21 protein-coding genes are annotated in these 25,243 nt (G+C 70.6%); 10 read left to right on the forward strand and 11 right to left on the reverse strand.

The features are described from left to right. Positions 1–192 precede the first annotated feature (192 nt). Positions 193–924 carry a TetR/AcrR family transcriptional regulator C-terminal domain-containing protein gene (locus AB0937_RS00005; RefSeq protein WP_366708568.1) on the reverse strand — a complete coding sequence of 244 codons (732 nt, stop codon included), beginning with the start codon at positions 922–924 and terminating at the stop codon, positions 193–195. A gap of 152 nt (positions 925–1,076) precedes the next feature. Here AB0937_RS00005 and AB0937_RS00010 point away from each other — a divergent pair, with 152 nt between their 5' ends. The 3 genes from AB0937_RS00010 (at position 1,077) to AB0937_RS00020 (ending at position 4,896) form a co-directional block, all read left to right on the forward strand. Beyond that, on the forward strand, positions 1,077–2,579 hold the full coding sequence (locus AB0937_RS00010; RefSeq protein WP_366708570.1) for an MFS transporter: 1,503 nt from the start codon (positions 1,077–1,079) through the stop codon (positions 2,577–2,579). A gap of 175 nt (positions 2,580–2,754) precedes the next feature. Then, positions 2,755–3,732, forward strand: a complete 978-nt coding sequence (locus AB0937_RS00015; RefSeq protein ID WP_366708572.1) for a pirin family protein — start codon at positions 2,755–2,757, stop codon at positions 3,730–3,732. Positions 3,733–3,816: 84 nt separating this feature from the next. Further along, complete coding sequence (locus tag AB0937_RS00020) at positions 3,817–4,896, forward strand: AI-2E family transporter (RefSeq protein WP_366708574.1); 1,080 nt, start codon at positions 3,817–3,819, stop codon at positions 4,894–4,896. A gap of 176 nt (positions 4,897–5,072) precedes the next feature. On the opposite strand, the gene AB0937_RS00025 is transcribed toward AB0937_RS00020, so the two are convergent. Then, positions 5,073–7,211: a SpoIIE family protein phosphatase gene (locus AB0937_RS00025; protein ID WP_366708576.1), complete on the reverse strand. Its 2,139-nt coding sequence runs from the start codon at positions 7,209–7,211 to the stop codon at positions 5,073–5,075. A 179-nt stretch (positions 7,212–7,390) separates the two neighbouring features. On the opposite strand from AB0937_RS00025, the gene aspS reads away from it, so the two are divergent. The 3 genes from aspS (at position 7,391) to AB0937_RS00040 (ending at position 10,947) form a co-directional block, all read left to right on the forward strand. Continuing rightward, positions 7,391–9,154 (forward strand): aspartate--tRNA ligase, encoded by a 1,764-nt coding sequence (gene aspS / locus AB0937_RS00030; protein ID WP_366708578.1) that lies wholly within the window; start codon positions 7,391–7,393, stop codon positions 9,152–9,154. A gap of 131 nt (positions 9,155–9,285) precedes the next feature. After that, positions 9,286–10,257, forward strand: a complete 972-nt coding sequence (locus AB0937_RS00035) for an intradiol ring-cleavage dioxygenase (protein WP_366708580.1) — start codon at positions 9,286–9,288, stop codon at positions 10,255–10,257. Positions 10,258–10,527: 270 nt separating this feature from the next. Then, on the forward strand, positions 10,528–10,947 hold the full coding sequence (locus AB0937_RS00040; protein ID WP_366708582.1) for a hypothetical protein: 420 nt from the start codon (positions 10,528–10,530) through the stop codon (positions 10,945–10,947). Positions 10,948–11,333: 386 nt separating this feature from the next. Here AB0937_RS00040 and AB0937_RS00045 read toward each other — a convergent pair whose 3' ends face one another. Then, entirely contained in the window at positions 11,334–11,765 is a 432-nt protein-coding gene (locus AB0937_RS00045; protein ID WP_366708584.1) for an ATP-binding protein, read from the reverse strand. 119 nt (positions 11,766–11,884) lie between these two features. On the opposite strand from AB0937_RS00045, the gene AB0937_RS00050 reads away from it, so the two are divergent. Both AB0937_RS00050 and AB0937_RS00055 read left to right on the forward strand, forming a co-directional pair. After that, entirely contained in the window at positions 11,885–12,760 is an 876-nt protein-coding gene (locus tag AB0937_RS00050) for a helix-turn-helix transcriptional regulator (RefSeq protein ID WP_366708586.1), read from the forward strand. After that, the gene (locus AB0937_RS00055; RefSeq protein ID WP_366708588.1) at positions 12,757–12,966 is read left to right on the forward strand and encodes a DUF397 domain-containing protein; all 210 of its coding nucleotides are present in this window, start codon (positions 12,757–12,759) and stop codon (positions 12,964–12,966) included. Before AB0937_RS00050 ends, AB0937_RS00055 begins: the two co-directional genes overlap by 4 nt. Before the next feature lie 28 nt (positions 12,967–12,994). Here AB0937_RS00055 and AB0937_RS00060 read toward each other — a convergent pair whose 3' ends face one another. The 5 genes from AB0937_RS00060 to AB0937_RS00080 form a co-directional block, all read right to left on the reverse strand. Continuing rightward, the gene (locus AB0937_RS00060) at positions 12,995–13,267 is read right to left on the reverse strand and encodes a hypothetical protein (RefSeq protein WP_366708590.1); all 273 of its coding nucleotides are present in this window, start codon (positions 13,265–13,267) and stop codon (positions 12,995–12,997) included. Between the two features lie 168 nt (positions 13,268–13,435). Then, positions 13,436–14,317, reverse strand: coding sequence for a hypothetical protein (locus tag AB0937_RS00065; protein ID WP_366708592.1), 882 nt, complete (start codon positions 14,315–14,317; stop codon positions 13,436–13,438). Positions 14,318–14,427: 110 nt separating this feature from the next. Continuing rightward, the gene (locus AB0937_RS00070) at positions 14,428–14,793 is read right to left on the reverse strand and encodes a PH domain-containing protein (RefSeq protein WP_366708594.1); all 366 of its coding nucleotides are present in this window, start codon (positions 14,791–14,793) and stop codon (positions 14,428–14,430) included. Positions 14,794–14,957: 164 nt separating this feature from the next. Then, positions 14,958–16,673: a methionine--tRNA ligase gene (metG, locus tag AB0937_RS00075; RefSeq protein ID WP_366708596.1), complete on the reverse strand. Its 1,716-nt coding sequence runs from the start codon at positions 16,671–16,673 to the stop codon at positions 14,958–14,960. Positions 16,674–16,831: 158 nt separating this feature from the next. Then, positions 16,832–19,024: a VWA domain-containing protein gene (locus AB0937_RS00080; protein WP_366708598.1), complete on the reverse strand. Its 2,193-nt coding sequence runs from the start codon at positions 19,022–19,024 to the stop codon at positions 16,832–16,834. A gap of 279 nt (positions 19,025–19,303) precedes the next feature. Between AB0937_RS00080 and AB0937_RS00085 the strand changes: the two genes are divergently transcribed. After that, a complete protein-coding gene (locus tag AB0937_RS00085) occupies positions 19,304–21,400 on the forward strand; it encodes a PhoX family protein (protein ID WP_366709319.1) in 2,097 nt (698 codons plus the stop codon). Positions 21,401–21,458: 58 nt separating this feature from the next. Here the strand turns inward: AB0937_RS00085 and AB0937_RS00090 are convergent, their stop codons facing one another. Beyond that, entirely contained in the window at positions 21,459–22,418 is a 960-nt protein-coding gene (locus tag AB0937_RS00090; RefSeq protein WP_366708600.1) for a LysR family transcriptional regulator, read from the reverse strand. Positions 22,419–22,592: 174 nt separating this feature from the next. Here AB0937_RS00090 and snpA point away from each other — a divergent pair, with 174 nt between their 5' ends. Then, positions 22,593–23,261, forward strand: coding sequence for a snapalysin (snpA, locus tag AB0937_RS00095; protein WP_366708602.1), 669 nt, complete (start codon positions 22,593–22,595; stop codon positions 23,259–23,261). A gap of 70 nt (positions 23,262–23,331) precedes the next feature. On the opposite strand, the gene AB0937_RS00100 is transcribed toward snpA, so the two are convergent. Both AB0937_RS00100 and AB0937_RS00105 read right to left on the reverse strand, forming a co-directional pair. Further along, positions 23,332–24,333, reverse strand: coding sequence for an endonuclease/exonuclease/phosphatase family protein (locus AB0937_RS00100; RefSeq protein WP_366708604.1), 1,002 nt, complete (start codon positions 24,331–24,333; stop codon positions 23,332–23,334). 43 nt (positions 24,334–24,376) lie between these two features. Continuing rightward, positions 24,377–25,186, reverse strand: coding sequence for an alpha/beta hydrolase (locus tag AB0937_RS00105; RefSeq protein ID WP_366708606.1), 810 nt, complete (start codon positions 25,184–25,186; stop codon positions 24,377–24,379). Positions 25,187–25,243 lie beyond the last annotated feature (57 nt).

The raw sequence follows: 25,243 nt of genomic DNA on the forward strand, positions 1-25,243 counted from the left end.
AACGTTCGCCCCGTCGCGACGCCCGGCACGCCCTCTCGCCGCACCGGCCGAAAGCCCGAGTACGCCCAGTACGAGGGCTTCCGGCCGGCACGCCGAGAGCACGCACCGGACGCCGCTCCTTCACGGGCAAACATTGCCCGCCGCGGCACTGGAGCCCATGTCCGCGCGGCGGGCGGCTGAGGCCGGCCCCGCTCACTTCGGCAGGCGCAGCGCGAGGCCGTCCAGGACGACCTCCAGGCCGTAGGCGAACTTGTCGTCGCGCAGCTTCGCGGGGTCGGAGGCCTGCGCGGAGGTCTCGGGTCCGGCGGCCGCCAAGTGGTCGTAGCCGGCCGAGGCCTGCTGGGCCGCGGGCAGCAGCCGGGCCACGAACTCCGATTCGCTCTCGCCGGAGCGGGCGACCGTGGTGAGCCACGCGGCCTCGGTCGTGCTCATGCCGATGACGTACGAGAAGACGGCGTCGATCGCCCGGCTCGGTTCCGGGAATCCCGCGGCGGTGAACAGGGCCGCCAGCCGCTCCGAGAAGTTCATGTAGTTGGGGCCGAGGTAGGCGAGCCCCGCCTGCCCCAGTACCAGGGTCAGCCAGGGGTGCCGTAGCGCCGTCGTGCGGAAGGACCCGGCCGCCTCGGTCACGGCCGCGCGCCAGTCGGGGGCGCCGGCCCGCGGGACGTGGATCTCGGCGGCGACCTCGTCCACCGCGAGCTCCATCAGCTCGTCCTTCGTCGCCACGTGCCGGTAGAGCGAGGTCGCGCCCGCGTTCAGGCGTGCGCCGAGCTTGCGCATGGAGAGCGCCTCGATGCCGTCCGCGTCGAGCATCGCGATCGCCTCGCGGACGATCGCGTCCCGGCTGAGCGCGGGCTGGTCGGTGCGGCGCTGCTCGCGGGTCCATACGGACGGGATCGGGTTCTTGTCCTTCGTCCTGCTCATCGGGTTCCTCCTGTTGAACCTCTGCGTGCGAACAGCGTGCGCAATCAGCGTACAGAACTCAAGGGTTGCGCACACTGTTCCGTCATGCGTACAGTGTTCGCATCGAAGGAACGGTGTTCGCACGAACGGTGTTCGCAGGAGGGGAAGAGGAAATGGACGCTCGCAATCCACGGCGCTGGTGGATCCTGATCGTGCTGTGCCTCAGCACGCTGGTCCTGGTCGTCGACAACATGGCGCTGACGGTCGCGGTGCCCGCCCTGACCGAGGACCTCGGCGCGAGCGCCCAGGCCATGCAGTGGATCCTCGACTCCTACACCCTGGTCTTCGCCGGGCTGCTGCTGACCTCCGGCAGTCTGGGGGACCGGTTCGGGCGCCGCAGGGTGATGCTGATCGGGTTGCTGCTGTTCGGGGCGGCCTCGCTCGGGGCGGTGTTCAGCTCCACTCCGGGTGAGCTGATCGCGGTGCGGATCGCGATGGGTGTCGGAGGGGCCCTGATCATGCCGTCGACCCTGTCGATCCTGATCACCGTCTTCGACGAGGACGAGCGTCCCAAGGCCATGGCCGCGTGGGGCTCGGTGTCCATGCTCGGGCTGGTCGGCAGCCCGGTGCTGGGCGGTGTGCTGATCGACCACTTCGCCTGGCAGGCGATCTTCCTGATCAACGTCCCGATCGTCGGGCTCGCGCTGCTGGCCGGCGTGCTGCTGATGCCGGAGTCGAAGGCGCCGTGGCAGAAGCCGGACCCGCTGGGCGCGGTGCTGTCGGCGGTGGGCATGACGGCCCTGGTGTGGTGGATCATCGAGATCCCGCAGCACGGCGCGTTCGAAGGCCGCTCCCTGGTCGTCCTGGCCGTCGCGGTGCTCGCCCTGGCCGGCTTCGTGACCTGGCAGAACGTGACCCCCTCGCCGATGGTCCCGCTGGTCCTGTTCAAGCACCGCAACTTCAGTGGCGGTTCGCTCTCCCTGGCGCTCGTCCAGATCGGCAACGCCGGCCTGCTGCTGGTGCTGACCCAGTACCTCCAGTTCGTCCTCGGCTGGTCCGCCGTCAAGGCCGGCCTCGCCTTCCTGCCGCTGGCCGTCGCCGCGCTGGCCGGCAACACGGCCGGGGCGCAGCTCGCCGTGAAGTTCGGCAACCGATTCGTCATCCTCGGCGGGATGCTGCTGATGGCCGCCTCCTTCGGCCTGCTGACCACGCTCACCGCCGACAGCGGCTTCACCGTCCCGGCGGTGGCGCTGGGGATCCTGGGTCTGGGTGCCGGTCTGGCGATGCCGGCCGCGGTGGCCGCGCTGATGAGCACCATCCCGGAGGACAAGGCGGGCGTCGGCTCCGCCCTCAACGACACCATCCAGCAGTCCGGCACCGCCCTCGGCATCGCGATCCTCGGCTCCCTGCTCACCTCCGGCTACACCGACGAGATGCCGGCCGGCGCGCCGGAGCAGGCCCGGGAGTCCATCGGCGGGGCGCTGACGGTGGCGGGCGGTGACGCGGGTCTGGTGCGGGCGGCCCGGGAGGCCTTCACCGCCTCGATGTCGACGACCTTCACGATCAGCGCGCTCGGGGTCCTGGCCGCGGCGGTCGTGGCCACGCTGGTCATGCGGGACCGCAAGGCGCCCGCTCCGGCCGACGCCGCGGGCGAGGAGCGCGAGCTGGTCGCCTGACGCGAACGCACAAAGGCCGTCACCCCGCAGCGGGGTGACGGCCTTTCGCCGTGCCGGTCTCCCGTGGTTCGCTGCGCCGTCCCCCGGGTGGGAATGCCCTCCCGGTTTTCTCTGTTCTGGGGTGGCAGGAAGTTCAACGCTCAACTAAACTGGGCGTACACGAGGAGGAACCGACATGCCTGCAGTGACCGTCGAGAACCCGTTGACGCTGCCCCGCGTGACCACGCCGGCCGACGCCGTGGCACGTCCCGTGCTCGCCGTCACGACCGCTCCGAGCGGTTTCGAGGGCGAGGGCTTCCCGGTGCGCCGGGCGTTCGCGGGGATCAACTACCGCCACCTCGACCCGTTCATCATGATGGACCAGATGGGCGAGGTGGAGTACGCGCCGGGCGAGCCCAAGGGCACGCCGTGGCACCCGCACCGCGGCTTCGAGACCGTCACCTACATCATCGACGGCATCTTCGACCACCAGGACTCCAACGGCGGTGGCGGCACCATCACCAACGGGGACACCCAGTGGATGACCGCGGGCTCGGGCCTGCTGCACATCGAGGCCCCACCCGAGCACCTCGTCGTCTCCGGCGGTCTCTTCCACGGCCTCCAGCTGTGGGTGAACCTGCCGGCCAAGGACAAGATGATGGCCCCGCGCTACCAGGACATCCGCGGCGGCACGGTCCAGCTGCTCAGCACCCCCGACGGCGGCGCGCTGCTGCGGGTCATCGCCGGTGAACTGGACGGGCACGCGGGCCCCGGCATCACGCACACCCCGATCACGATGGTCCACGCGACCATCGCGCCGGGTGCCGAGGTCACGCTGCCGTGGCGCGAGGACTTCAACGGACTGGCGTACGTCCTGGCCGGGCGCGGCAGCGTCGGACCCGAGCGCCGCCCGGTCCACATGGGGCAGACGGCCGTCTTCGGCGCCGGTTCCTCGCTGACCGTCCGCGCGGACGAGAAGCAGGACGCGCACACGCCCGACCTCGAAGTCGTCCTGCTCGGCGGACAGCCCATCCGTGAGCCCATGGCCCACTACGGCCCGTTCGTCATGAACACCAAGGACGAGCTCATGCAGGCCTTCGAGGACTTCCAGAAGGGCCGGCTGGGCACGATCCCGGCGGTGCACGGCATGACCGCGGGCGGTCCGCAGGGCTGACGCGTGACGGGGCGGCTGACGCCCCGTCACCCTGGCGGGCCTCCCTGACGGGACGGCCCGCCCGGGGCGTGGTCGGGTGGGCATGTGCAGGCCTCCACCCCGCTGCTCCCCGAAGCCGTCCGGCGTTTCGCCGCCTGGTGCGCCGTGCTGCTGCTCGGCGCCGGCGTCGTCTACGTCGGGATCCGGCTGGTCGTGGAGTTCCGGACCGCCGTCGTGCCCGTGCTGCTCGCGCTGCTCGGGACGGCGCTGCTCGGGCCGCTGCACCGGCGGCTGGTGAAGGCCGGAGTGCACCGGTCGGTCGCGGCCGGGCTGACCTGTGTCGCGGTGGTCGCCGTGGTCGGCGGTGCCGTGTACATCGTGGTCGCCGCGCTCATCGACACCGGCGACGAGATCGTCGCCTCCCTCAAGGAGGCCGCCCGGGGCGTCTCCGAGCACTTCGGGGCGGCCGGCACCTCGCTGGACGACCTCGCCTCCAACGCCCGCGAACTGCTGGGCAAGTTCGGCGGCACGGCCGCCTCCGGCGTGATCAGCGGCGTCAGCGTGGTCGGCGAGTCCATCGCCATGGCCGTCCTCGCGCTGCTGCTCGTCTTCTTCTTCCTGCGCGACTCCGACAAGGCCGCCGGGACGCTGCGTTCCCTGGCGCCCCGCGGGTCGGCCGACATCCTGGAGGCCATGGCGCGGCGGGCCCTGAGGGCCGTCGAGGGGTTCATGCGGGGGACGACCCTCATTGCGCTCATCGACGCGCTCTGCATCACCGTCGGGCTGCTCGTCCTCGATGTGCCCGGCGCACCCGGGCTGGGCGCGCTGGTCTTCGTCGGCGCGTACATCCCCTACCTCGGCGCGTTCATCTCGGGAGCCCTGGCCGTGCTGGTCGCGCTCGCCGACCGGGGGTTCGTCATCGCGCTGTGGGTGCTCGGCGTGGTCCTCGCCGTGCAGGTGCTGGAGGGGCACGTGCTCCAGCCGATGATCCAGAGCCGGACCGTGCAGATGCACCCGGCGGTGGTGATGGTGACGATCACGGCCGGGGCGTCCGTCGCCGGGGTCCTCGGCATGCTGCTCGCCGTCCCGCTCACCGCCGCCGCCTTCGGCGTCGTCCAGGAACTGCGCACGCGCTACGGAGACCGGGAGCAACCACCGCCCGGACGGCAGTCGCGGGAGGCGTGACGTGACCGGACGGGGGCCGTGTGCCGTCGTGGGTGGCGTGACGTGACCGGACGGGGGCCGTGTGCCGTCGTGGGTGGCGTGACGTGACCGTGTGGGGGGCGGCGCCGTCGCGGGAGGCGTGACCGTGCGGGGCCCGCGAGCCCCCGGCTCACGCCGCCCCTGGGAGTCATGGGCCGCTACGGCGACCAGGACCCGTCGCCCGTGCCGTCCATGGACTCGTGGAGCTCGAACCAGATGCTCTTGCCCTCGCCGCGCGGCTCCACCCCCCAGGCGTGCGCGAGCAGTTCGATCAGCACCAGGCCACGGCCGGAGGAGGCCAGCTCCCCGGGTCTGCGCCGGTGCGGCAGGTCGTCACCGGCGTCCGTGACCTCGATCCGCAGCCGCCGCCCGCCCACCTCGCCCGTCATCTCGGCGACCAGCAGCGCGTCGGAGTCGGTGTGCACGAGGACGTTCGTCAGCAGCTCGGACAGCAGCAGCACCGCCGAGTCGACCTGGTCGCGCGAGATCCAGTCGTGCAGCAGCTCGCGCAGCTGCTGCCGGGCCACCGCGACCCGCTCGGGCTCGGCCTGCGCCACGGTCAGCACCGAGCGCCGCACCGGAGGCCGTACGGTCATCGCGTCACCGCAGCCGCAGCCCCCGCCCTCCCGGCTCAGCAGCAGCATCGCGATGTCGTCCTCGCGACGGTCCGCCAGCGGGCCGGTGGTGTGGTGCGAGGACGGCCCGTGCACCGCCTGTACCAGGGTGTCGGCGAGTTCCTCCAGATCGCCCTTGTGCTCCTCAAGGATCACGCGCAGCCGCCGCCAGCCGGTCTCCAGGTCGTGGCCGCCGGTTTCCAGCAGGCCGTCCGTGCAGATCAGCATGGTCTCGCCGGGCTCCAGGGTGAGCCGGGTGGTGGGGTAGTCGGCGTCCGGGTCGATGCCCAGCGGCAGGCCCCCCGACGTCGGCCGGGTCAGCACCGTGCCGTCGGCCATCCGGATCGCCGGGTCCGGATGCCCCGCCCGGGCGATGTCCAGCACCCCCGACGCCGGGTCGACCTCGACGTACACACAGGTCGCGAAGCGCGGGTCGGTCGGGTCCTCGTCGCAGATGCCGTGCAGGAAGCGGGAGGCGCGCGACAGCACCGCGTCCGGGCGATGGCCCTCCGAGGCGTAGGCCCGCAGCGCGATCCGCAGCTGGCCCATCAGCCCCGCCGCCCGCACGTCATGGCCCTGCACATCACCGATGACCAGAGCGAACCGTCCGCTGGGCAGCGGGATCACGTCGTACCAGTCACCGCCGACCTGGAGTCCGCCGCCGGTGGGGACGTAGCGGGCCGCCACGCTCATGCCGGGGATGCGCTGCGGTCCGAGCCTCGGCAGCATCGTGCGCTGGAGCCCGTCGGTCAGTGCCCGCTCGCTCTCCGCCACACCCGCCCGCGTCAGGGCCTGCGCCAGCATCCGCGCCACCGTCGCCAGCACCGACCGCTCGTCCGGGGTGAACGCCACCGGGTAGGTGAACGCCGCCATCCACGCGCCCATGGTGCGCCCGGCCACCGTCAGCGGCAGGAACGCCCAGGAACGGCGGCCGAAGCGCTCGGCGAGGGGCCAGGTCAGCGGATAGCGGGCCTTGTACTGCTCGGCGGACGACAGGTAGACGGCCCGGCCGGTCCGTACCACCTCGGCGGCCGGGTAGTCCGTGTCCAGTGGCATGTCCGAGAAGGGGCTCTCGGTGCCGTGCTGCTGACCGTGGTGGCCGATGATCGTCAGACGGTCGCCCGACACCCCGAACACCGCGAGACCGTCCGGCGAGAAGCCGGGCATCGACAGGTTGGCGGTGACCCGCAGAACCTCCTGGGTGGAGCGTGCCTCGGCCAGTGCCCGGCCCGCGTCCAGCAGGAACGCCTCACGGGATCGCCGCCAGTCCCCGGTCACCGCACTGCGCCCGGCCGGGGTGCCCGGCGTCGGCTCGGTGACCTCCTGGAGGGTGCCGATCAGCCGGTACGCCTTGCGGGCCCGGTCGAACGACGGCTTGGAGCGGCTGCGGACGACCCGGACGACCCGGCCCAGCTCGTCCATGATCCGGATCCGGACCTCGGCGAGGGTTCCCTCGGCCACGGCCAGCTGGATCACGCCGGTGATCTCGTTCCAGTCGACCGGGTGCAGCCGGGCCCGGGCCTGGGCCTCGGTGAGGCTGACCTGCTCGGCGGGCAGCCCGAGCAACCGGGCGGCCTCGGCATCGACCGTGACCAGCCCGGTGGCGGTGTCCCAATGCCACAGTCCGGTCGCGAGGGCGGCGAGGGCCTCCCCCACGGCGGGCAGCGGCTCGCCAGTGCGCATTGCCCTACTTTAAGAAGACGTGCTCGAACGCTGCCACCGATAGCGGATGGGTTCCCGGACGACGGTGATCGCGTACTCGATCCATAACTGTGGAGAGCCGATCTTCGCCTGCCCGGTACGCTGGGGAGGCGTTTCACGTGAAACACAGACCCCGATCAGCGAAGACTGGATGAACGACGATGCATCGGTACAGGTCCCACACCTGCGGCGAGCTCCGCTCCTCTGACGTCGGCAGCGACGTCCGGCTGAGTGGCTGGCTGCACAATCGGCGCGACCTGGGCGGCATCCTCTTCATCGATCTGCGCGATCACTACGGCATCACGCAGCTCGTGGCCCGTCCCGGCACCCCCGCCTACGAGGCCCTCGACAAGCTCTCCAAGGAGTCGACCGTCCGCGTCGACGGCAAGGTCGTCTCCCGGGGCGCCGAGAACATCAACCCCGAGCTGCCGACCGGTGAGGTCGAGGTCGAGGTCGGTGAGGTCGAGCTGCTCGGCGCCGCCGCCCCGCTGCCGTTCACGATCAACACCGAGGACGGGGTCAACGAGGAACGGCGCCTGGAGTACCGCTTCCTGGACCTGCGCCGCGAGCGCATGCACAAGAACATCCTGCTGCGCACCTCGGTCATCTCGGCGATCCGCCACAAGATGACGGCGCTGGGCTTCAACGAGATGGCGACGCCGATCCTGTCCGCGACCTCCCCCGAGGGCGCCCGCGACTTCGTCGTCCCCTCCCGCCTGAACCCGGGCAAGTTCTACGCCCTGCCCCAGGCGCCGCAGCAGTTCAAGCAGCTGCTGATGATCTCCGGCTTCGACCGGTACTTCCAGATCGCGCCCTGCTTCCGTGACGAGGACGCGCGCGCCGACCGCTCGCCGGGCGAGTTCTACCAGCTCGACATCGAGATGAGCTTCGTCGAGCAGGAGGACGTCTTCCAGCCCGTCGAGAAGCTCATGACCGAGCTGTTCGAGGAGTTCGGCGGCGGCCGCCACGTCACCTCGCCGTTCCCGCGGATCCCGTTCCGCGAGGCGATGCTGAAGTACGGCTCCGACAAGCCCGACCTGCGCGCCCAGCTCGAACTCGTCGACATCACCGACATCTTCGAGGGCTCGGAGTTCAAGGCGTTCGCCGGCAAGCACGTCCGCGCCCTGCCGGTGCCGGACGTCTCCGGCCAGCCCCGCAAGTTCTTCGACCAGCTCGGCGACTACGCCGTCTCGCAGGGCGCCAAGGGCCTGGCCTGGGTCCGCGTCGCCGAGGACGGCTCGCTGTCCGGCCCGATCGCGAAGTTCCTCACCGAGGAGAACGTCGCCGAGCTGACCAAGCGCCTGTCGCTGGCGGCCGGTCACGCGGTCTTCTTCGGCGCGGGCGAGTTCGACGAGGTCTCCAAGATCATGGGCGCCGTCCGGGTCGAGGCCGCCAAGCGCGCCGGGCACTTCGAGGAGAACGTCTTCCGGTTCTGCTGGATCGTCGACTTCCCGATGTACGAGAAGGACGAGGAGACGGGCGCGATCGACTTCTCGCACAACCCGTTCTCCATGCCGCAGGGCGGCCTGGAGGCCCTGGAGACCCAGGACCCGCTGGACATCCTCGGCTGGCAGTACGACATCGTCTGCAACGGCGTCGAGCTGTCCTCGGGCGCGATCCGGAACCACGAGCCGGAGATCATGCTCAAGGCCTTCGAGATCGCCGGCTACGACCGGGAAACCGTCGAGGAGAAGTTCGCGGGCATGCTGCGCGCCTTCCGCTTCGGCGCCCCGCCGCACGGCGGCATCGCCCCGGGTGTCGACCGCATCGTCATGCTGCTCGCCGACGAGCCCAACATCCGCGAGACCATCGCCTTCCCGCTCAACGGCAACGCCCAGGACCTGATGATGGGCGCGCCGACGGAGCTGGAGGAGGCCCGGCTGAAGGAGCTGCACCTTTCGGTGCGCAAGCCGCAGCCCAAGTAGGGGATCGCGTTCCCCTGGACGCCTGCGAGTGGCTCGGAACCGGCGCCGGTTCCGGGCCACTTCCGTATCCAGGGCTCTCAGCCAGCTCTCACCCAGGCTCCTGACAGCCGTGCTCCCTAGCTTCCCTTCCCATGACGGGACAGGAGACGGCCCATGGGCCGAAACACAAGAGGGATCTGACGCGCCGTAAGGTCGTCGTCGCGGGAGCCGGAGCGGTGGTGGCGGCGGGGGCCGGCGGTTCGTTCGCGGCGGGCGCGTTCGCCGGCGAGGAGACGGCGGCCGCCCGGGGCAAGACGGCCGGGGCCTCCGCTCAGGCCTGCTACAAGCTGACCTCCGAGACGACCGAGGGCCCCTACTACATCGACGCGGACAAGCTTCGCCGTGACATCACCGAGGACCAGGAGGGCATCCCGCTCACCCTGCGCCTGAAGGTGATCGACGCCGACACCTGCACGCCGCTGGCGAACGCCGCGGTGGACATCTGGCACTGCAACGCGCTGGGCGTGTACAGCGGGTACGAGGCGATGGGCAGCGGGGGCGGTGGGGGAGGCGGCGGCACCCCGCCCTCCGGGACGCCCACCGGCAGCCCCACGGGCCCGCCCCCGGGAGGCGGGGGCGGTGGCGGCGGGGGCCACGAGGAGCCCACCGACGACGAGCGCTACCTGCGCGGCACGTGGCGGACGGACCGGAAGGGCGAGGTCGTCTTCCGTACGGTCTTCCCGGGCTGGTACCAGGGCCGCTGTGTGCACATCCACACCAAGGTGCACGTGAACGGCACCTGGACCGACGCGGGCTACGAGGGCGGCTCGACCTGCCACACCGGGCAGCTCTTCTTCGACGAGGCGTCCGTGCTGGCCACGGCCGAGGTCGCGCCGTACTCCACCAACACCTCGACCCGCACCACTCTCGACGACGACACCATCTACCCGGGCAACGGCACCGAGGGCGGGCTGCTGAAGCTGAAGTACAAGAAGGGCGCCATCGCCAAGGGTGTCCTCGCCACGCTCACGATGGGCGTCGACCCCGAGGCGACGCAGGACGGCACGGGGGACGCGGTCCAGCCGGGCGCGTCGGCTTCTTCTGCTTCTTCTGCTTCGTCGTAGGTGACCGCGAGCTGAGGCCGCTGTGTGGGGCGGACGGGTGCGGGAGGTTCCCGCGCGTCCGCCCCTCATTCACATACATGGACGCCTGTCCCATGGTCTGGCCCTGGTCAACTCCCTGGGAAATCTCGGCGGGGTGGCGTTTGTCCGGCACACGAACCGGGGCGAGCAACTGGCCACCGGTGGGCGTGCGGCGGCTTCGGGGGAGGCGGCTGTGCGGTAGGTGCGGGGGCTCGTGGTAAGCGTGGTCGACCGAACGAGAACGGGGGGCGTGTGGACGACCACGAGGACCGGATCCTGGCCGATGAGCTCGCGGCTCTGGCCGCCGCTGCCGGGGCTTGGGGCGGCTTGACCCGCTTCGTGGCCAAGCTGATGAGGAAGAACGTTCAGGAGATCGATCTGGTCGTCGCCCTGCCGTTCGAAGACGCCGTCGATCGCGTTGCCTCGGTACTCGAACGGGCGGGGCGAAGGGTCGACCCAGTGCCGGAACCCAGTGCGGATCAACGGACGATCCGTGTCGTCGCAGGCGGTGGTGCCGGCGGCCTGAACCCTGTCGTGGTCACCGCACGGGTGACCAAGGGCGGGGCGACCGACTCGGCGGTCCGACTCCGTGCCGCTGCCAAGGAGGGCTTGATCAGGCAGCGGGCGGGCGAGAAGACCGCTACCCGTCTTGCGGAGTTGCTGGCGAGGTAGAGGCTGGGCGGCCCCCGACCAGGTCGGTTCGGCAGTCGCGGCAGTGGCCGGGGGCCGGGGCGCGGTGGGTTTTGGGTATCCATCGGGAAGGTGCTTTCTTCCTTGGTGGTCAGGCCCTCGCACTGGGATTGCCGTCCCGGCGAGGGCCGTTGCATGTCGGGGGTTGTGTTGTCCGTGCCGCGTGGTGCTGCGCTGAGCGCAGGGCAGGCAATCGGTGCGAAATCCAGCTCAGTTGGTGATGTTCACTCTCGGGAGTGAGCGTGCGCCGTGGGCGGGAGGGGTGAGGCTTGGTGCGGTTTCCTTCCCTCTCGTGTTTCTTGGGGAAGACCGCCGACGGCACCGGAGCACACGCGGCCGGGTCACGATGCGTGTGTCGTTTTCGCTGGTCAGGGGTTCGGTAGGTCGAGTTCTGCCCATACGGTCTTGCGGGGGACCGGTCCGAGCTGCACGCCCCAGCGGTCGGCGAGGGCCCCGACGAGAAGGAGGCCGCGTCCTGACTCGGCGTCGAGGGCGGGCGGACGTTGGCTGGGGAGTTCGTTGCCGCGGGTGTCCGTGACCTCGATGCGGAGGGCCGTGCGGCGGTCCAGCAGGGCGAGGCGGAAGTCGCGTCCGGGGAGCCGCCCGTGGGTGGCGGCGTTAGTGGCGAGTTCGGCGACGAGGTGTTCGGCGGCCTCGGTGACGCCGTGAGGGACCTCCCGGGTGCGCATCCACTCCGTGGCGAGGAGCCGGGCGAGGCGGGCGCCGCGCGGTGTGGACGACAGCAGGACGCTGAAGTGCTCGGTCGGCGACAGAAGTTGGGTGGACTTTTCCTGATTCACGTCACCGAGCGTGGCGGTGCCTGCCTACCGTGAACAGTGACAGTGCTGATACGTAGGGTGACTGTCCGGGGCTTGTCGGCCGTTGTCCGGGCTGTCGGCAGTACGACGGAGGGTGCGGCATGACGGTGGACGGCGAGCTGCGTCAGCTCAGTGCGGAAGCGGACGAGCCGGGCTGGGAGGTGGACCCGGACGACGAGTGGGGGGTGGCCGTCATCACCACGGTGGGACGGCAGTTGAGGCTGCGGCGTGAGGCGGTGGGGATGCGGGCCGCCGAGTTCGCGACGGCGGTCGGATACGGGGAGGACCTGGTCTACAAGGTCGAGGGCGGGAAGCGGATTCCTCGGCAGGAGTATCTGGACAAGGCCGACGACGTGTTGGGAGCGGGTGGGCTCGTCGCGGCGGCTTGGGAGGACGTGAAGAGGGTCCGGTATCCGAAGAAGGTTCGGGAACTGGGGAAGCTGGAAGGCAGGGCGGTCGAGATCGCTCTGTACGAGTGCCACATCATCCCTGGGCTGTTGCAGACGCCGGAGCACGCACGGTCCGTGATCGGGGCGGCGCAACCTCCCTACTCGCCGGATGATGTGGAGCGCATGGTGGCCGCTCGTCTGGCCCGCCAGTCGGTCTTCGAACGGTCGCCTGCGCCGGCGCTCAGCTTCGTCCTGGAAGAGGGGGTCCTGCGGCGCCCCATCGGGGGCAGAATGGTGTGGCGTCAGCAGCTTGAACGTCTGCTGGAGGTGGGGCGGTTGCACAACGTCGTGCTTCAGGTGATGCCGATGGACTGCGACACCCACTCAGGCCTGGACGGCCGGATCGAGTTGCTGAAGTTCCCCGACGGCACGGCCGTGGGGCGCTCCGACGGCGCGTTCAGTGGTCGGCCGACCTCCGAACTCAAACACCTGCGCGTCCTTGAGCTGCGGTATGGCACCATCCGGGCTCAGGCGCTCTCTCCGCGGGAGTCGCTGGCCTTTATCGAGCAACTGCTGGGGGAGACATGATCCGCAAGAGCACGGTCGGGGACACCTCAGAGCTGGCGTGGTTCAAGAGCAGCTACAGCGGCGGCAATGACGGCAACTCCTGCGTTGAGCTTGCCGTCACCCCCGGCACCGTGCATGTTCGCGACTCCAAGAACGTGGAAGGCCCCCGTCTGGCGATCACGCCCGGCGCGTGGGCGGACTTCGTGGCCCACGCATCGAGGCGCTGACCGGGTGGGCTCCGGACCTCCGGGGCCCCTACTTCTCAGTGCCGACCTCTGCGGTGAACAGTTCCTCCGGTGTGTCCACCGTGGTAGCGCGGTCGAGCCAGCGAGTGAGGGTGTCGGGGTCCGGACACAGGTGGAGGGGGCGGAAGACCTCCTTGGGGACCGTGATGTCACGATTCTCGAAGAGCCGTTGGACCGCGGCGGCCAACGCCGCCTTGTATCCGGCGGTGTACCCCCGGACCCATTCCTCGTCCTCGTGTTCGTCATCGGGCCGGTTGTCCACCCGGGCCCGGATGCGGGCCATGTCCTGGAGAGAGAGGGAGCCTTGCTGTCTCAGTTCTCCAGCCCGGAACGGAAATCGCCCATTACTCGCTCCGGCGGAATGCCCAAGCCCACGCATGTCAGCGTGAATCGGAGCAACTCGTGAAGTTCAGGTACGGCGTCCGGATCGTCGATCACGATCGCCCCGGGGTCAGGTTTCGGTCCGGTCCGCGGCAGGCGCCGCGTCCTCGACGAAGAGTTCGTCGACGCTCTGCACGTGGGGCGTCCGGTCCAGCCAGCGGTTCAGGAGGTCGAGGTCGGTACAACCGGCGATGCGGTCCCGGGCCTCCTGGGGGACCGAGACGCCTCGTGCTTCGAGGAAGCGGAGAATGGCCTTGGCTTCGCCTCTTGCCTCGCCCTCGAGATAGGCCTTCTCCATCACCGTGCCCCGGCCGGGGAAGTAGTTGACGAACGTCACGATGTCCCTCCATTTGTCTCCGGCGGGGGTGTCCCCCAACCCCGAGTCGAGAAACTGAAAGAAGTAGCTGGCGGCGTTCCAGTCCATCCCTGCGAGGGCACGGCCCAGCGCGTCCAGTATGGCGTCAATGTGGGGGCTGTTGGCGTGAGCCAGAGCGGAGAACACGGCCATCGCCGGTTTCTCCGCCGCCGTCCTCGGATCGGTGATCACCGGGAGGTTGTCCGGTCCGACGACCAAGGGGTACGTCATCTGGGCGATCCAGCCACGCGTGCCACAGGAGAAGGGTCCGGTCGCCCACTTGGTCGTCGCCCGGTCGCGGCAGACGACGAGCAGGAGAACCGGCAGGCCGTACTTCGCCTGGAGGTAGGAGATGTAGTAGGGCCGGCTCGATTCCTTTTCGGTGTCCCTTCTCTCCTGCGCCTCGACCGCGAGCAGAAAGTCCTCCCCGTCGGACGGGCCGATGCGCAGCACGGTGTCGATGTGGCGAGCCAGGGGCCTGGCTTCCGTCACGTCGGTGCCGATCGCGTAGACGGCCGCCTTCTCGGGGAACGCGATGCCCAGCACTCCGAAGACCGGGGAAAGGATCTCAGGCCGCTCCTGAAAGATCCGATGCATGCCTCCATGGGCTGATGTGACCATGTGGGCTATGTAAGTGGGCGGAAGACTGTACTTTCCGGCGGGCGGAAGGCGTTCACTCTTTCGGGCCTGGGAGAAACGTTCCCGGGCTACCTCGCCACGAACTGGGTCAGGATCGCCTGGACCTCGTAGATGTCGACGCCCTTGGTGAAGGTCTTCTCGATGGGGGCCGGGGTGCCGGAGATCCAGATCTTCAGCTCGGCGTCCAGGTCGAAGGTGCCGGCCGTCTCCACCGAGAAGTGGGTGATGCTGCGGTAGGGGACCGAGTGGTACTCGACCTTCTTGCCGGTGATGCCCTGCTTGTCGACCAGGATCAGGCGGCGGTCGGTGAAGAGGATGGTGTCCCGGATCAGCAGGAACGCGGCGTGGACCTGCTCGCCGTGCCCGAGGAGCCGGGCGTAGTCCTGCTGGGCCGACTGCGGGTTCACGGTGTGCGCGTTGCCGAACAGTGCCATGGTGTCCCCCCGTTTGGTTGACCGGACCGTTTGGCCGGCCGGATGCCTTGCTCAATCCTACGAACCGAGGCCTTCGTAGGGCGATGATCCTGGGGACGAGCCGATCGGGGAAACACGTCCGCCCCCAGGAGGAGATTCCCCTAGGGGCGGGTGCGGGGCGGGAGTTACGCCGGCTCGCCGCCGAAGCGCTCCTTGTAGGACTCCAGGTCCTCGTCCGTGAGCTTGGCGAAGAGGACCGGTGGGATGGTGAAGGGGGTGCCGGCGGGGAGGGTGGTGAGGGACTTCGCCTCTTCCTGGGTGACCCAGGTCGCCGTGTCGTTCTCCAGGGAGAACGCCTCGCGCATCTTCTTCGCCGACGTCGGGATGAACGGCTCGGAGACCACGGCGTAGAGGTGGATCAGGTTCATCGCCGTGCGCAGGGTGAGCGCGGCGCCCTCCGGGTTGGTCTTGATCTCCAGCCAGGGGGCCTTCTCCTCCAGGTAGGAGTTGCCCGCCGACCACAGGGCGCGCAGCGCGGCCGCCGCCTTGCGGAACTGGATGGCCTCCATCTGGGACTCGTACTCGGCGAGCAGGCGGGCGATCTCCTCGCCCAGCTTCGCCTCCGCGTCGCCGGGCTCGGCGCCCGCCGGGACCTCCTCACCGAAGCGCTTCTTGGAGAAGGACAGGACGCGGTTGACGAAGTTGCCGAGGGTGTCGGCCAGATCCTTGTTCACCGTGGCGGTGAAGTGCTCCCAGGTGAACGACGAGTCGTCCGACTCCGGGGCGTTCGCCATCATGAAGTAGCGCCAGTAGTCGGCCGGCAGGATGTCGAGGGCGTCGTGGGTGAAGACGCCCCGGCGCTGCGACGTGGAGAACTTGCCGCCGTAGTAGTTCAGCCAGTTGAAGGCCTTGATGACGTCGACCTTCTTCCACGGGGCGCGGGTGCCCAGCAGGGTCGCCGGGAACATCACGCTGTGGAAGGGGACGTTGTCCTTGCCCATGAACTGCGTGTAGTGGACGTTCGCGTCCGACTCCCACCACCAGGAGCGCCAGTCGCGGTTCTCCGGGTCCTGGTCAGCCCACTCCTTCGTGGCACCGATGTACTCGATCGGGGCGTCGAACCAGACGTAGAAGACCTTGCCCTCGGCAGCGAGGTCCGGCCACGTGTCGGCCGGGACCGGGACGCCCCAGTCCAGGTCACGGGTGATCGCGCGGTCGTGCAGGCCCTCCGTCAGCCACTTGCGGGCGATGGAGGAGGCGAGGACGGGCCAGTTGTCGGCGCGCTCGTCGACCCATGCCTCCACCTCGCCGGCCAGCGCCGACTGGAGGAGGAACAGGTGCTTGGTCTCGCGCACCTCCAGGTCGCTGCTGCCGCTGATCGCCGAACGGGCGTCGATCAGGTCGGTCGGGTCCAGGACGCGCGTGCAGTTCTCGCACTGGTCGCCGCGGGCCTTGTCGTAGCCGCAGTGCGGGCAGGTGCCGATGATGTACCGGTCGGGCAGGAAGCGGCCGTCGGCGTTCGAGTACACCTGGCGGATCGAACGCTCCTCGATGAAGCCGTTCGCCTTCAGCTCGCGCGCGATCTCCTGCGTGATCTCGTGGTTCTGCGGGGAGGAGCTGCGGCCGAAGTAGTCGAACGCCAGGCTGAAGCCGTCGTAGATCGCCTTCTGCTGGTGGTGCGCCTCGGTGCAGAACGCGTCCACCGGGATGCCCTGCTCCTTGGCCGCGAGCTCCGCGGGGGTGCCGTGCTCGTCCGTCGCGCAGATGTAGAGGACCTCGTGGCCCCGCTGGCGCAGGTAACGGGAGTAGACGTCCGCCGGGAGCATGGACCCCACCATGTTGCCCAGGTGCTTGATCCCGTTGATGTACGGAAGGGCGCTGGTGATGAGGTGTCGAGCCATCGCGGGCTGCTCCCAAGTCGCTACGTGGGGTGACGATCTCGTGGTCTCGGTCGTCTACGGAACCTTGAAATCGTAGCTGACACGGGTGCGCCGCCCGCCTCCCGTTTTACGGGGTGGGAAGCGGGCGGCGTCGTGGGGCCTGCGGGAGCCGGGGAGGGTTACGGGCGCCAGTTCGCCAGTACGCCCTCGTAGAGCTCCTTGTCCGTGAGCTCGCGTGGCGTTTCGCCGGCGAGGAAGTGGGACGTGTTCGGGGCCTTGAGCTTGCGGAGGTAGTCGAAGGCCTTGTTCTCCGGGTCTCCGAAGGCGACGAAGGAGAAGAAGACGGCCGGGTGGCTCTTGGCGGCGTCGGTGAGGGCCTGGGTGGCGGGGGTCTTCGCGTCCGGGGCGCCGTCGGTCTGGAACACCACCAGGGCGGGGGTGGCGGGGTCCGCCGTCTTGTCGTGGTGGGCGAGGACCGCTTCCACCGCCGCGTGGTAGCTGGTGCGGCCCATGCGGCCCAGGCTCGCGTGCAGGTCGTCGATCTTGTTCTCGTGCTCGGTGAGGGTGATCTCGCCGGTGCCGTCGAGCTCGGTGGAGAAGAAGACGACCGGGACGGTGGCCTCGGGGTCGAGGTGGGCCGCGAGGGCGAGGGTCTGCTCGGCGAGGGCCTGGGCGGAGCCGTCCTTGTAGTACGGGCGCATGGAGGCGGAGCGGTCGAGTACGAGGTAGACCTTGGCCCGGGTGCCGGTGAGGTCGTTCTTCTTGAGGGCGGTGGTGGCGGCCCGGTAGGCGGTGGCGAGGTCGGGGGCGTGCTTCTTGAGGGTGGTCAGGGGGAGGGCGGGGCCGTCCTCGCCTTCGGCTTCGGCCGGCTTCGTCTTCCCACCCGCACCGCCCGTGCGGCTTTCGTCGTCGGGTGCGGGTGGCCCCTGCGGGGCGGTCCCGCCGTCGGCGGCCGCGGGTTCGGGGGCAGCGGGTTCGGCGGCCGCGGGTTCCAGGGTTGCGGGTTCGGCGACCGCGGGTTCCGGGGTCGCGGGTTCGGCGGCCGTGGGTTCGGTGGCCTTCTCGGACTTCGTCGCCGTCTTGTCCGTCTTGTCCGTCTTGACCTTCGTGGTCTTCGTGGTGTTCGTTGCCGGTGTCTTCGACGGCTCCGCCGTCTCGCCGGCCTCTGCCTTCGGCTCCGGCTCCGGCTCCGCGGGCGTCTCGGCCTTCGGCTCGGGCTCGGCTTCCGCCTTCGTGTCCGTCGTTGCGGCGGGCTCGGGCTGCGCCTCGTCCGTGGGGGTGGCCGCGGGCTTCTCCGGCTGCTCGCTCGCCGCCGCCGGGGCGGCTGCGGCCGGCTTCTCCGCTTCGGGCGTCTCGGCCGGCTCCGCCGCCTCCGGCTCCTTCACAGCCTCGGGTTCCCCGTCGGCTGCCTTCTCCGCAACCGCCGGCTCCTCGTCGGCTGCCTTCGCCACGACCGCCGCCTCATCGACAGCAGTCGGCTCCTCGTCGGCTGCCGGCTCCTCAGCAGCGGCCGATTCCCCGGCACCCGCCGGTTCCTCAGCAGCCGCAGGTTCCCCGGCACCCGCCGGTTCCTCAGCAGCGGCCGATTCCCCGGCACCCGCCGGTTCCTCAGCAGCCGCAGGTTCCCCGGCACCCGCCGGTTCCTCAGCAGCCGCAGGTTCCCCGGCACCCGCCGGTTCCTCAGCAGCCGCAGGTTCCCCGGCACCCACCGGCTCCTCAGCAGCGGCCGATTCCCCGGCACCCGCCGGGTCCTCAGCAGCGGTCGGCTCCTCAACCGCCGCCGGCTCCTCAGCAGCCGCAGGTTCCCCCGCAGCCGCCGGCTCCTCAGCAGCCGCAGGTTCCCCCGCAGCCGCCGGGTCCTCAGCAGCCGCAGGTTCCCCGGCACCCGCCGGTTCCTCAGCAGCGGCCGGCTCCTCAGCCGCCACCGGCTCCTCAGCTGCCGCAGGTTCCCCCGCAGCCGCCGAATCCTCCGCAGTCGCCGGTTCCTCCGTCTCCCCCCGTTCCGCCGTGGCGTCCTGCTCGTCCTCCGTCGAGCGGGACGGGCTCGGGACCGTCACGTTGTCGAAGGCCGCCGAGACGAGGTCGTGCTCGTCGGTGGGGGACGTCCGGGGTTCGGGGACGTTGGCCGTCGGGGTGGGCTTCGGTTCGGGGGAGGGGGAGGGGACCTTCGGGTCCGGGGCGGAGGCCGGTGCAGGTGTCGGTGTCGTCTCGGCCTGCGTGACGGCCTCGTCGTGGCCGGTGTGCTCGGCGGTCCGGTCCTCGGTCCCGCTGGTCTCACCGGCGGTCGCCGTACGCGCCGCACCCTCCGCCTCGGCGGTCCGTGACTTGCGTGACCGTCCGAACGCGTTCCGCAAGAGAGTGAGAATGCCCATGTGCGCGCAACCCTTCGCGTGAGTTGAAGCCCGTCAATCCCTGGCCAGGACGGACACGTAAGGTTAGCGGCCCTCCTGTGTGATCTTGGGCAGGGTTGCTTGTGCCAGGCCTGTCCTGTCAAGGGGACATCCGGCCCGAGCAGGTGTCGCCGGGCTGAATCGCCGCAATCCCCGTACGGCAGCCGGGGGTTCATTCGTTGTTCACCCGTGCGCCCGATCACCGCACGTGCGTGCCCCTACGGTCACAAGGACACCAAGGGCATCCATGGGGAGAGCGAAGTGCGCAAGCTGCTGCCGTTGATCGGAACACCGTCCGGTTCGCACCACGGCGGCCGGTCCGCCATGACCTGTCGTTTCCGCTGTGGTGATGCCTGCTTCCACGAGGTGCCCAACACCAGCTCCAACGAGTACGTCGGTGACGTGATCGCCGGTGCGATCGGCCGCCGGTCGATGATGCGCGCCGCGGCCGTGGTGACCGTGGCCGCCGCGGGGGCGGGTGCTGCCGGTGCCGTGCGGGCTCCGCGGGCCGCCGCCGCCCCGTCCACCGGCGCCCCGGCGGCGGCTGTCACCGCCGAGGGTGCCCGGCGCAAGGGCAAGGGCGCGCGCGGGTTGCGTTTCACGCCGGTCGCGCCCAACACCGCCGACGCGGTGACGGTGCCGGACGGGTACCGGCAGAACGTCGTCATCCGCTGGGGCGAGCCCATCCTGCGCGGTGCGCCCGCCTTCGACCCGGAGAAGCAGACCGCCAGGGCCCAGGCCGGACAGTTCGGGTACAACTGCGACTTTCTCGCCCTGCTGCCGCTGCCCGGGGAGCGCAACCGGCAGCTGCTCGTCGCCAACCACGAGTACACCGACGAACTGCTGATGTTCCGGGGGTACGACGCGGCGAACCCCACGCGTGAGCAGGCCGAGATCGCCTGGGCCGCGCACGGGCTGTCCGCCGTGGTCGTGGAGGAGGACCCCGGGAGCGGCAGGCTCACCGCCGTACCGCGGCACCGGCTGAACCGGCGCGTCACCGCCACCACCGCGTTCCGTCTCACCGGGCCCGTCGCCGGGTCGGAGCTCGTCAGGACATCCGCGGACCCGACCGGCACCAAGGTGCTCGGCACCCTCAACAACTGCTCCGGCGGCGTCACCCCGTGGGGCACGACCCTGCACGGCGAGGAGAACTTCAACCAGTACTTCGCCCACAGCAGCCGCGCGACCGACAAGCGTTACGGGATCGGCACCGGCGCCAGCGAGCGCAAGTGGGAGCGGTTCGACAAGCGGTTCGACGTCGCCCGGGAGCCGAACGAGGTACACCGGTTCGGGTACGTGGTGGAGTTCGATCCGTACGACCCCACGTCCACGCCCCGCAAGCACACCGCTCTCGGGCGGTTCAAGCACGAGGCGGCGACCGTGCGGCTGACGCACGACGGGCGTCCTGTCGTGTACTCCGGTGACGACGAGCGGTTCGACTACTTCTACAAGTTCGTCGGCAGCAAGCGGATGAAGCACGGCCACAGCCGGGCCGTCCGCGAGCACAACCTCTCCCTGCTCGACGAGGGCACGCTGTACGTCGCCAAGCTCACCGGTGACTCCCCCGCCCTCGAGATCGACGGCACGGGCAGGCTGCCGAAGGACGGCGAGTTCGACGGGGGCGGTGAGTGGATCCCGCTGGCCACCGCCACCGCGCAGGGCGCCGTCTCGCACGTGGCCGGGATGAGCGCCGAGGAGGTGTTCGTCTTCACGCGGCTCGCCGGCGACAAGGTGGGCGCCACCAAGATGGACCGGCCCGAGGACATCGAGCCCAACCCGGTGACCGGCAAGGTGTACGTCGCGCTGACCAACAACACCAACCGCGGGGTCGGCTCCAACGCCGGGGCGGACGAGGCCAACCCGCGCAACGCCAACAAGCACGGGCACGTGCTGGAGCTCACCGAGCGGTGGAACCGGCCCGAGAGCACCCGGTTCGGCTGGTCGTTGTTCCTGGTCGCCGGTGACCCTGACGACCCGGCGACCTACTTCGCCGGGTTCCCGAAGGACTCCGTCAGCCGGATCTCCTGCCCGGACAACGTCGCCTTCGACCCGTACGGCAACCTGTGGATCTCCACCGACGGTGCCCAGCTCGGCTCGCACGACGGCCTGTTCGGTGTGGCGACCCGGGGCGAGCGGCGCGGGGAGCTCAAGCAGTTCCTGACCGTGCCGAAGGGGGCCGAGACCTGCGGCCCGATCGTCCAGGACCGGCGCGTGCTGGTGTCCGTGCAGCACCCGGGGGAGGTCGACGGCGCGTCCGTGGAGAAGCCCGCGAGCAGCTGGCCCGACGGGCCCGGGACGTACGTCCGTCCGGCCGTGGTGGCCGTCTGGCGTGCCGACGGGCGCGACATCGGCGTCTGAGGGTTGGTCCCGGCCGTTCGGTTGCAGCGGTTCGTCCGAGTCGTTCGGCAGCATCCCGTCAGGGAAGGGCCGGGCTCGGGGGTCTGAGGGGACCGCCGGGTTCCAGCCAGTCCCGCTTGTGCCAGTCCCGGTAGGCCGGCGCCTGCCGGGCGACCTCGCCGTACGCCTCCTCCAGTGCGGGGTAGACGCCGTCCAGGTCGGTCTGCGTGCGGGCCGCGGCGAGCAGCCGTACGCCGAGTGGATCGTCCTTCAGGCGGCGCACCGCCATGTCGGGGCCGGGGGTGCGGGTGGGCTGGCAGACGGTGACGACCTCGCCGGTCGCGACCAGGGCGTCGGCCGTGTGGTAGTCGCCGTGCAGGACGTGCGGGCTGACGCCGGCCTCGCGGAACATCCGCTGGACCGCGTCCCATTCGCCGTCGACCGTGGGGTCGATCATCCAGCGGTCGGCGGCCAGGTCGGCCAGCTCGACCTCCTGTTTGGCGGCTGCCGGATGGTCGACGGGCAGGGACACGCACTGCGGTTCGCGCTCCACCAGGACGCGCAGCCGGAGGCCGGCGGGGATGCGCAGCGGGCAGCCCTCCACCTCGTGCACGAAGGCGACGTCGAGCTGCCCGTCGGCGACCATGCGGAGCAGGGCGTTCGGGGAGACGTTCATATGGAGGCTGGGGTTCTGACCGCGGGCGCGCAGCCGGCGCAGCCAGCCCGCCAGGGCCTTGCTCGCCGTGGAGCCGATGCGGAGCTCGGTGCCGCCGGTGGCGGCCGCCCTGGCCTCGGTGACCAGCAGGTGCAGTTCGGCCATGAGCGGGCGGGCGCGGCTGAGGACCAGACGTCCCAGCGGGGTGGGGTGGCAGCCGGTGTGGGAGCGCAGGAACAGCGGGCCGCCCAGCTCCTGCTCGATCCGGCGCAGTTGTGTGCTCAACGACGGCTGGGCGACGCCCAGCTGCCGGGCGGCGCGGTGCAGACTGCCGGTGTCGGCTATGGCGCACAGCGCGCGGAGGTGCCTCACCTCGAGCTCCATGCTCTGTGAGGCTAAAGCGGAATCGCGGCGTTAACCAGCCACATAATTCATCGCTAAACCAGGTGAATTGGGCAGTCGATAGCCCCGTCCTATCCCTGGTTGCCATCATCACAGGCGCCGCACAGCCATCGAGACTCACCGGTGAGACTCAACCCCCACCCGAGGAGTCCTTCGATGCGAAAGTCCCTGTCCTCCCTGGCGGTTCTCGGCCTCGGCCTGACGATGGCCGGACTCGGAACGGCCGGCCCCGCCGCGGCGTCCCCGGCCGCGGAGCCGCACGCCGGATTCGTCGCGAAGTCCGCCGCGTCCGCCGGCTCCGACGCGAGCAGAGCCTTCTTCCAGGCGGTCCTGAAGTCCGTCGCCGAGAAGCGCGCCGCGAACCCGAGTGCCACCGCGGCCGTCACCGTCGTCTACGACGCCTCCCGGGCGCCCACGTTCAGCGCCCAGATAGCGCGCAGCACCCAGATATGGAACAGCTCGGTGTCGAACGTGCGGCTCCAGTCGGGCTCCGCGTCGGCGGCCGACTTCAGCTACCGGGAGGGCAACGACTCCCGCGGCTCGTACGCGTCCACCGACGGCCACGGCAGCGGCTACATCTTCCTGGACTACCGGCAGAACCAGCAGTACGACTCCACGCGGGTCACCGCTCACGAGACCGGTCACGTCCTCGGTCTGCCCGACCACTACTCGGGCCCGTGCAGTGAGCTGATGTCCGGTGGCGGCCCCGGCCCCTCCTGCACCAACGCCGTCCCGAACGCGACCGAGCGCTCCCGGGTCAACCGGCTGTGGGCGAACGGCTTCGCGGCGGCCATGGACAAGGCCCTGGAGAAGTCGGCTCGTTGAGACCCCCACGCGGATGCGGCCGTCCTGCCACGAGGGGCGGCCGTATCCGCGTGTGCGGACCGGGCCCGGGTCAGCGGCGCTGGTGCAGCGTGAGGTCCGTGAGGACCGCCCGGTGGTCGGTGCCGGCCAGGTCGAGGATGCGGGTGCGGCGGGCGCCGAAGTCCCGCGAGATGAGGACGTGGTCGATCTGCGCGCCGAACGTGGGTGCCGTCCGGGCCGGCCAGGTGACGGTGCGGTCGGCGCCGTCCGGGCGGGAGGCGTCGCTCAGGCCGGTGTCGAGGATGCGGCGGAACGCGGCGTGGTCCTGGGAGGCGTTGAAGTCGCCGGCCAGGACGAGGGGAGTGCCCGGGTCGGCGGTCGCCGCCTCGCGCACGGCGCCCAGCTCCCGGCGCCAGAGGTCCACCTGCCCGGGCAGCGGCGGCATGGGGTGGGCGAGCTGGAGCCGTACGGCGTGCCCGTCGACGTCGGCGACCGCCCCGGGCATGCCCATCGTGCCGCGCACGCCCTCGGTGGGCCGGAGCGGGAAGCGGCTGAGGATGACGGAGCCCTCGGAGCCGCCGCCCTCCACGGCCCGGCGGTGCGGGTAGTCCCGGGCGAGGTCGCGCTTCAGCAGCGCGTCGCACGCGTAGTCGCACTCCGCCACGAAGACCACGTCCGGTTTCTCACGGCGTACGGCGGTGACGAGGGAGCCGGTGCCCTGTCCGAACTCCACGTTGGAGGTGAGGACGCGGAGGTCGGCGACCGGGCGGCCCACAGGGTCCCCGACCTTGCCGTACGGCTCGATGTACCAGGCCAGCAGGCCGAGCAGGAGCACGCCCCAGACCGTTCCGGTCCACCAGCGGGACAGCAGGGTGAGCAGCAGCCCCGTGGCGGTGGGGACGAGCAGCCAGGGGAGGAAGGCGAGCAGCTGCGGGACAGGGGTCAAGCCGTCGCTGTCGGCGACCCGGAAGCCGACGACCACGCTCACCGCGGCGAACAGCAGGCCGGCGCACCCGGCGCCGAACCGCCGTCCCGACGGGCGGTGCTCCTGCCCGTCGTCCCTGGCGGTCCACTCGGCAGCGGCGGTGTCCAAGGCCCGGCCTTCCGTTCGTGGGATGGGGTGCCCGCATCCTCTCTCAGGGACGGGGCGGGGCGGGGGAGGGCCGCCGGGCGTCGACCCGGGCCAGGAACTCCTCCAGCGCCTGGTCGAACACCTCCGGGCGTTCCAGGTTCGGCAGATGTGCCGCCCCCTCGATGACGCGCAGCTCCGCGTCCGGGAGCGCCGCGTGCATCGCCCGGGCGTCGGAGACCGGCGTGAAGGTGTCGTCGGCTCCCACGACGACCAGGGCCGGGACGGAGACCTGCGGCAGCAGGGCGGCGTAGTCGGGGCGGCGGGCCCGGGCGCGCAGGGCCGCGGCGGCGCCCTCGGGGGCGGTGGCGGTCATCATGCCGTGGACGTGCGCCTTGACCTCGGCGGACGCGTACGGGGCGACCATTCGCTCCAGGACCTCGTCGGCGTAGCCGCCCATGCCTTCGGCGAGGAGGCGGTCCGCCATGGCGTCGCGGGTGCGCACGCCCTCGGGGGTCTCCGCCGACGGGAAGGTGTCCGCGAGGACCAGGCCGCGCACGCGCTCGGGGAACAGGCGGTAGCAGTCCATGACGATCTGCCCGCCCATCGACAGGCCCGCCAGCACGAACGACTCCACCTTCAGCTCGTCCAGCAGGGCCTCGACGTCCCGGGCGAACCCGGAGAAGTCCTGCACGGCCGGGGTCGTCGGGGAGGCGCCGTAACCGCGCAGGTCGGGGGCGACGACACGGCGGGTACCCGGGAACCGGTGGAGCTGGGGTGCCCACATCGTGCGGTCGAAAGGGTGGCCGTGGACGAGGACCAGGGGAACCCGATGCGTATCGGATCCTTTGTCCTCGTATGCGAGGAAGGGTGCCATGGCGTCGACCCTAGGCCGCCCAACTACTCAGTGCAATAAGATCTTTGCTCTCGGTGC

It is taken from the genome of Streptomyces sp. NPDC047880 (assembly GCF_040706515.1).
Taxonomy (GTDB): Bacteria; Actinomycetota; Actinomycetes; order Streptomycetales; family Streptomycetaceae; genus Streptomyces.

What these genes read in the sequence shown, in the direction of transcription:
- AB0937_RS00105 (WP_366708606.1), bottom strand. Translation starts at nt 25,186, where the DNA reads ATGGCACCCTTCCTCGCATACGAGGACAAAGGATCCGATACGCATCGG.
- AB0937_RS00090 (WP_366708600.1), bottom strand. Translation starts at nt 22,418, where the DNA reads ATGGAGCTCGAGGTGAGGCACCTCCGCGCGCTGTGCGCCATAGCCGAC.
- AB0937_RS00035 (WP_366708580.1), top strand. Translation starts at nt 9,286, where the DNA reads ATGACGGGACAGGAGACGGCCCATGGGCCGAAACACAAGAGGGATCTG.
- aspS (WP_366708578.1), top strand. Translation starts at nt 7,391, where the DNA reads ATGCATCGGTACAGGTCCCACACCTGCGGCGAGCTCCGCTCCTCTGAC.
- snpA (WP_366708602.1), top strand. Translation starts at nt 22,593, where the DNA reads ATGCGAAAGTCCCTGTCCTCCCTGGCGGTTCTCGGCCTCGGCCTGACG.
- AB0937_RS00070 (WP_366708594.1), bottom strand. Translation starts at nt 14,793, where the DNA reads ATGGCACTGTTCGGCAACGCGCACACCGTGAACCCGCAGTCGGCCCAG.
- AB0937_RS00005 (WP_366708568.1), bottom strand. Translation starts at nt 924, where the DNA reads ATGAGCAGGACGAAGGACAAGAACCCGATCCCGTCCGTATGGACCCGC.
- metG (WP_366708596.1), bottom strand. Translation starts at nt 16,673, where the DNA reads ATGGCTCGACACCTCATCACCAGCGCCCTTCCGTACATCAACGGGATC.
- AB0937_RS00025 (WP_366708576.1), bottom strand. Translation starts at nt 7,211, where the DNA reads ATGCGCACTGGCGAGCCGCTGCCCGCCGTGGGGGAGGCCCTCGCCGCC.
- AB0937_RS00080 (WP_366708598.1), bottom strand. Translation starts at nt 19,024, where the DNA reads ATGGGCATTCTCACTCTCTTGCGGAACGCGTTCGGACGGTCACGCAAG.
- AB0937_RS00010 (WP_366708570.1), top strand. Translation starts at nt 1,077, where the DNA reads ATGGACGCTCGCAATCCACGGCGCTGGTGGATCCTGATCGTGCTGTGC.
- AB0937_RS00050 (WP_366708586.1), top strand. Translation starts at nt 11,885, where the DNA reads ATGACGGTGGACGGCGAGCTGCGTCAGCTCAGTGCGGAAGCGGACGAG.
- AB0937_RS00060 (WP_366708590.1), bottom strand. Translation starts at nt 13,267, where the DNA reads ATGGCCCGCATCCGGGCCCGGGTGGACAACCGGCCCGATGACGAACAC.
- AB0937_RS00065 (WP_366708592.1), bottom strand. Translation starts at nt 14,317, where the DNA reads ATGCATCGGATCTTTCAGGAGCGGCCTGAGATCCTTTCCCCGGTCTTC.
- AB0937_RS00055 (WP_366708588.1), top strand. Translation starts at nt 12,757, where the DNA reads ATGATCCGCAAGAGCACGGTCGGGGACACCTCAGAGCTGGCGTGGTTC.
- AB0937_RS00015 (WP_366708572.1), top strand. Translation starts at nt 2,755, where the DNA reads ATGCCTGCAGTGACCGTCGAGAACCCGTTGACGCTGCCCCGCGTGACC.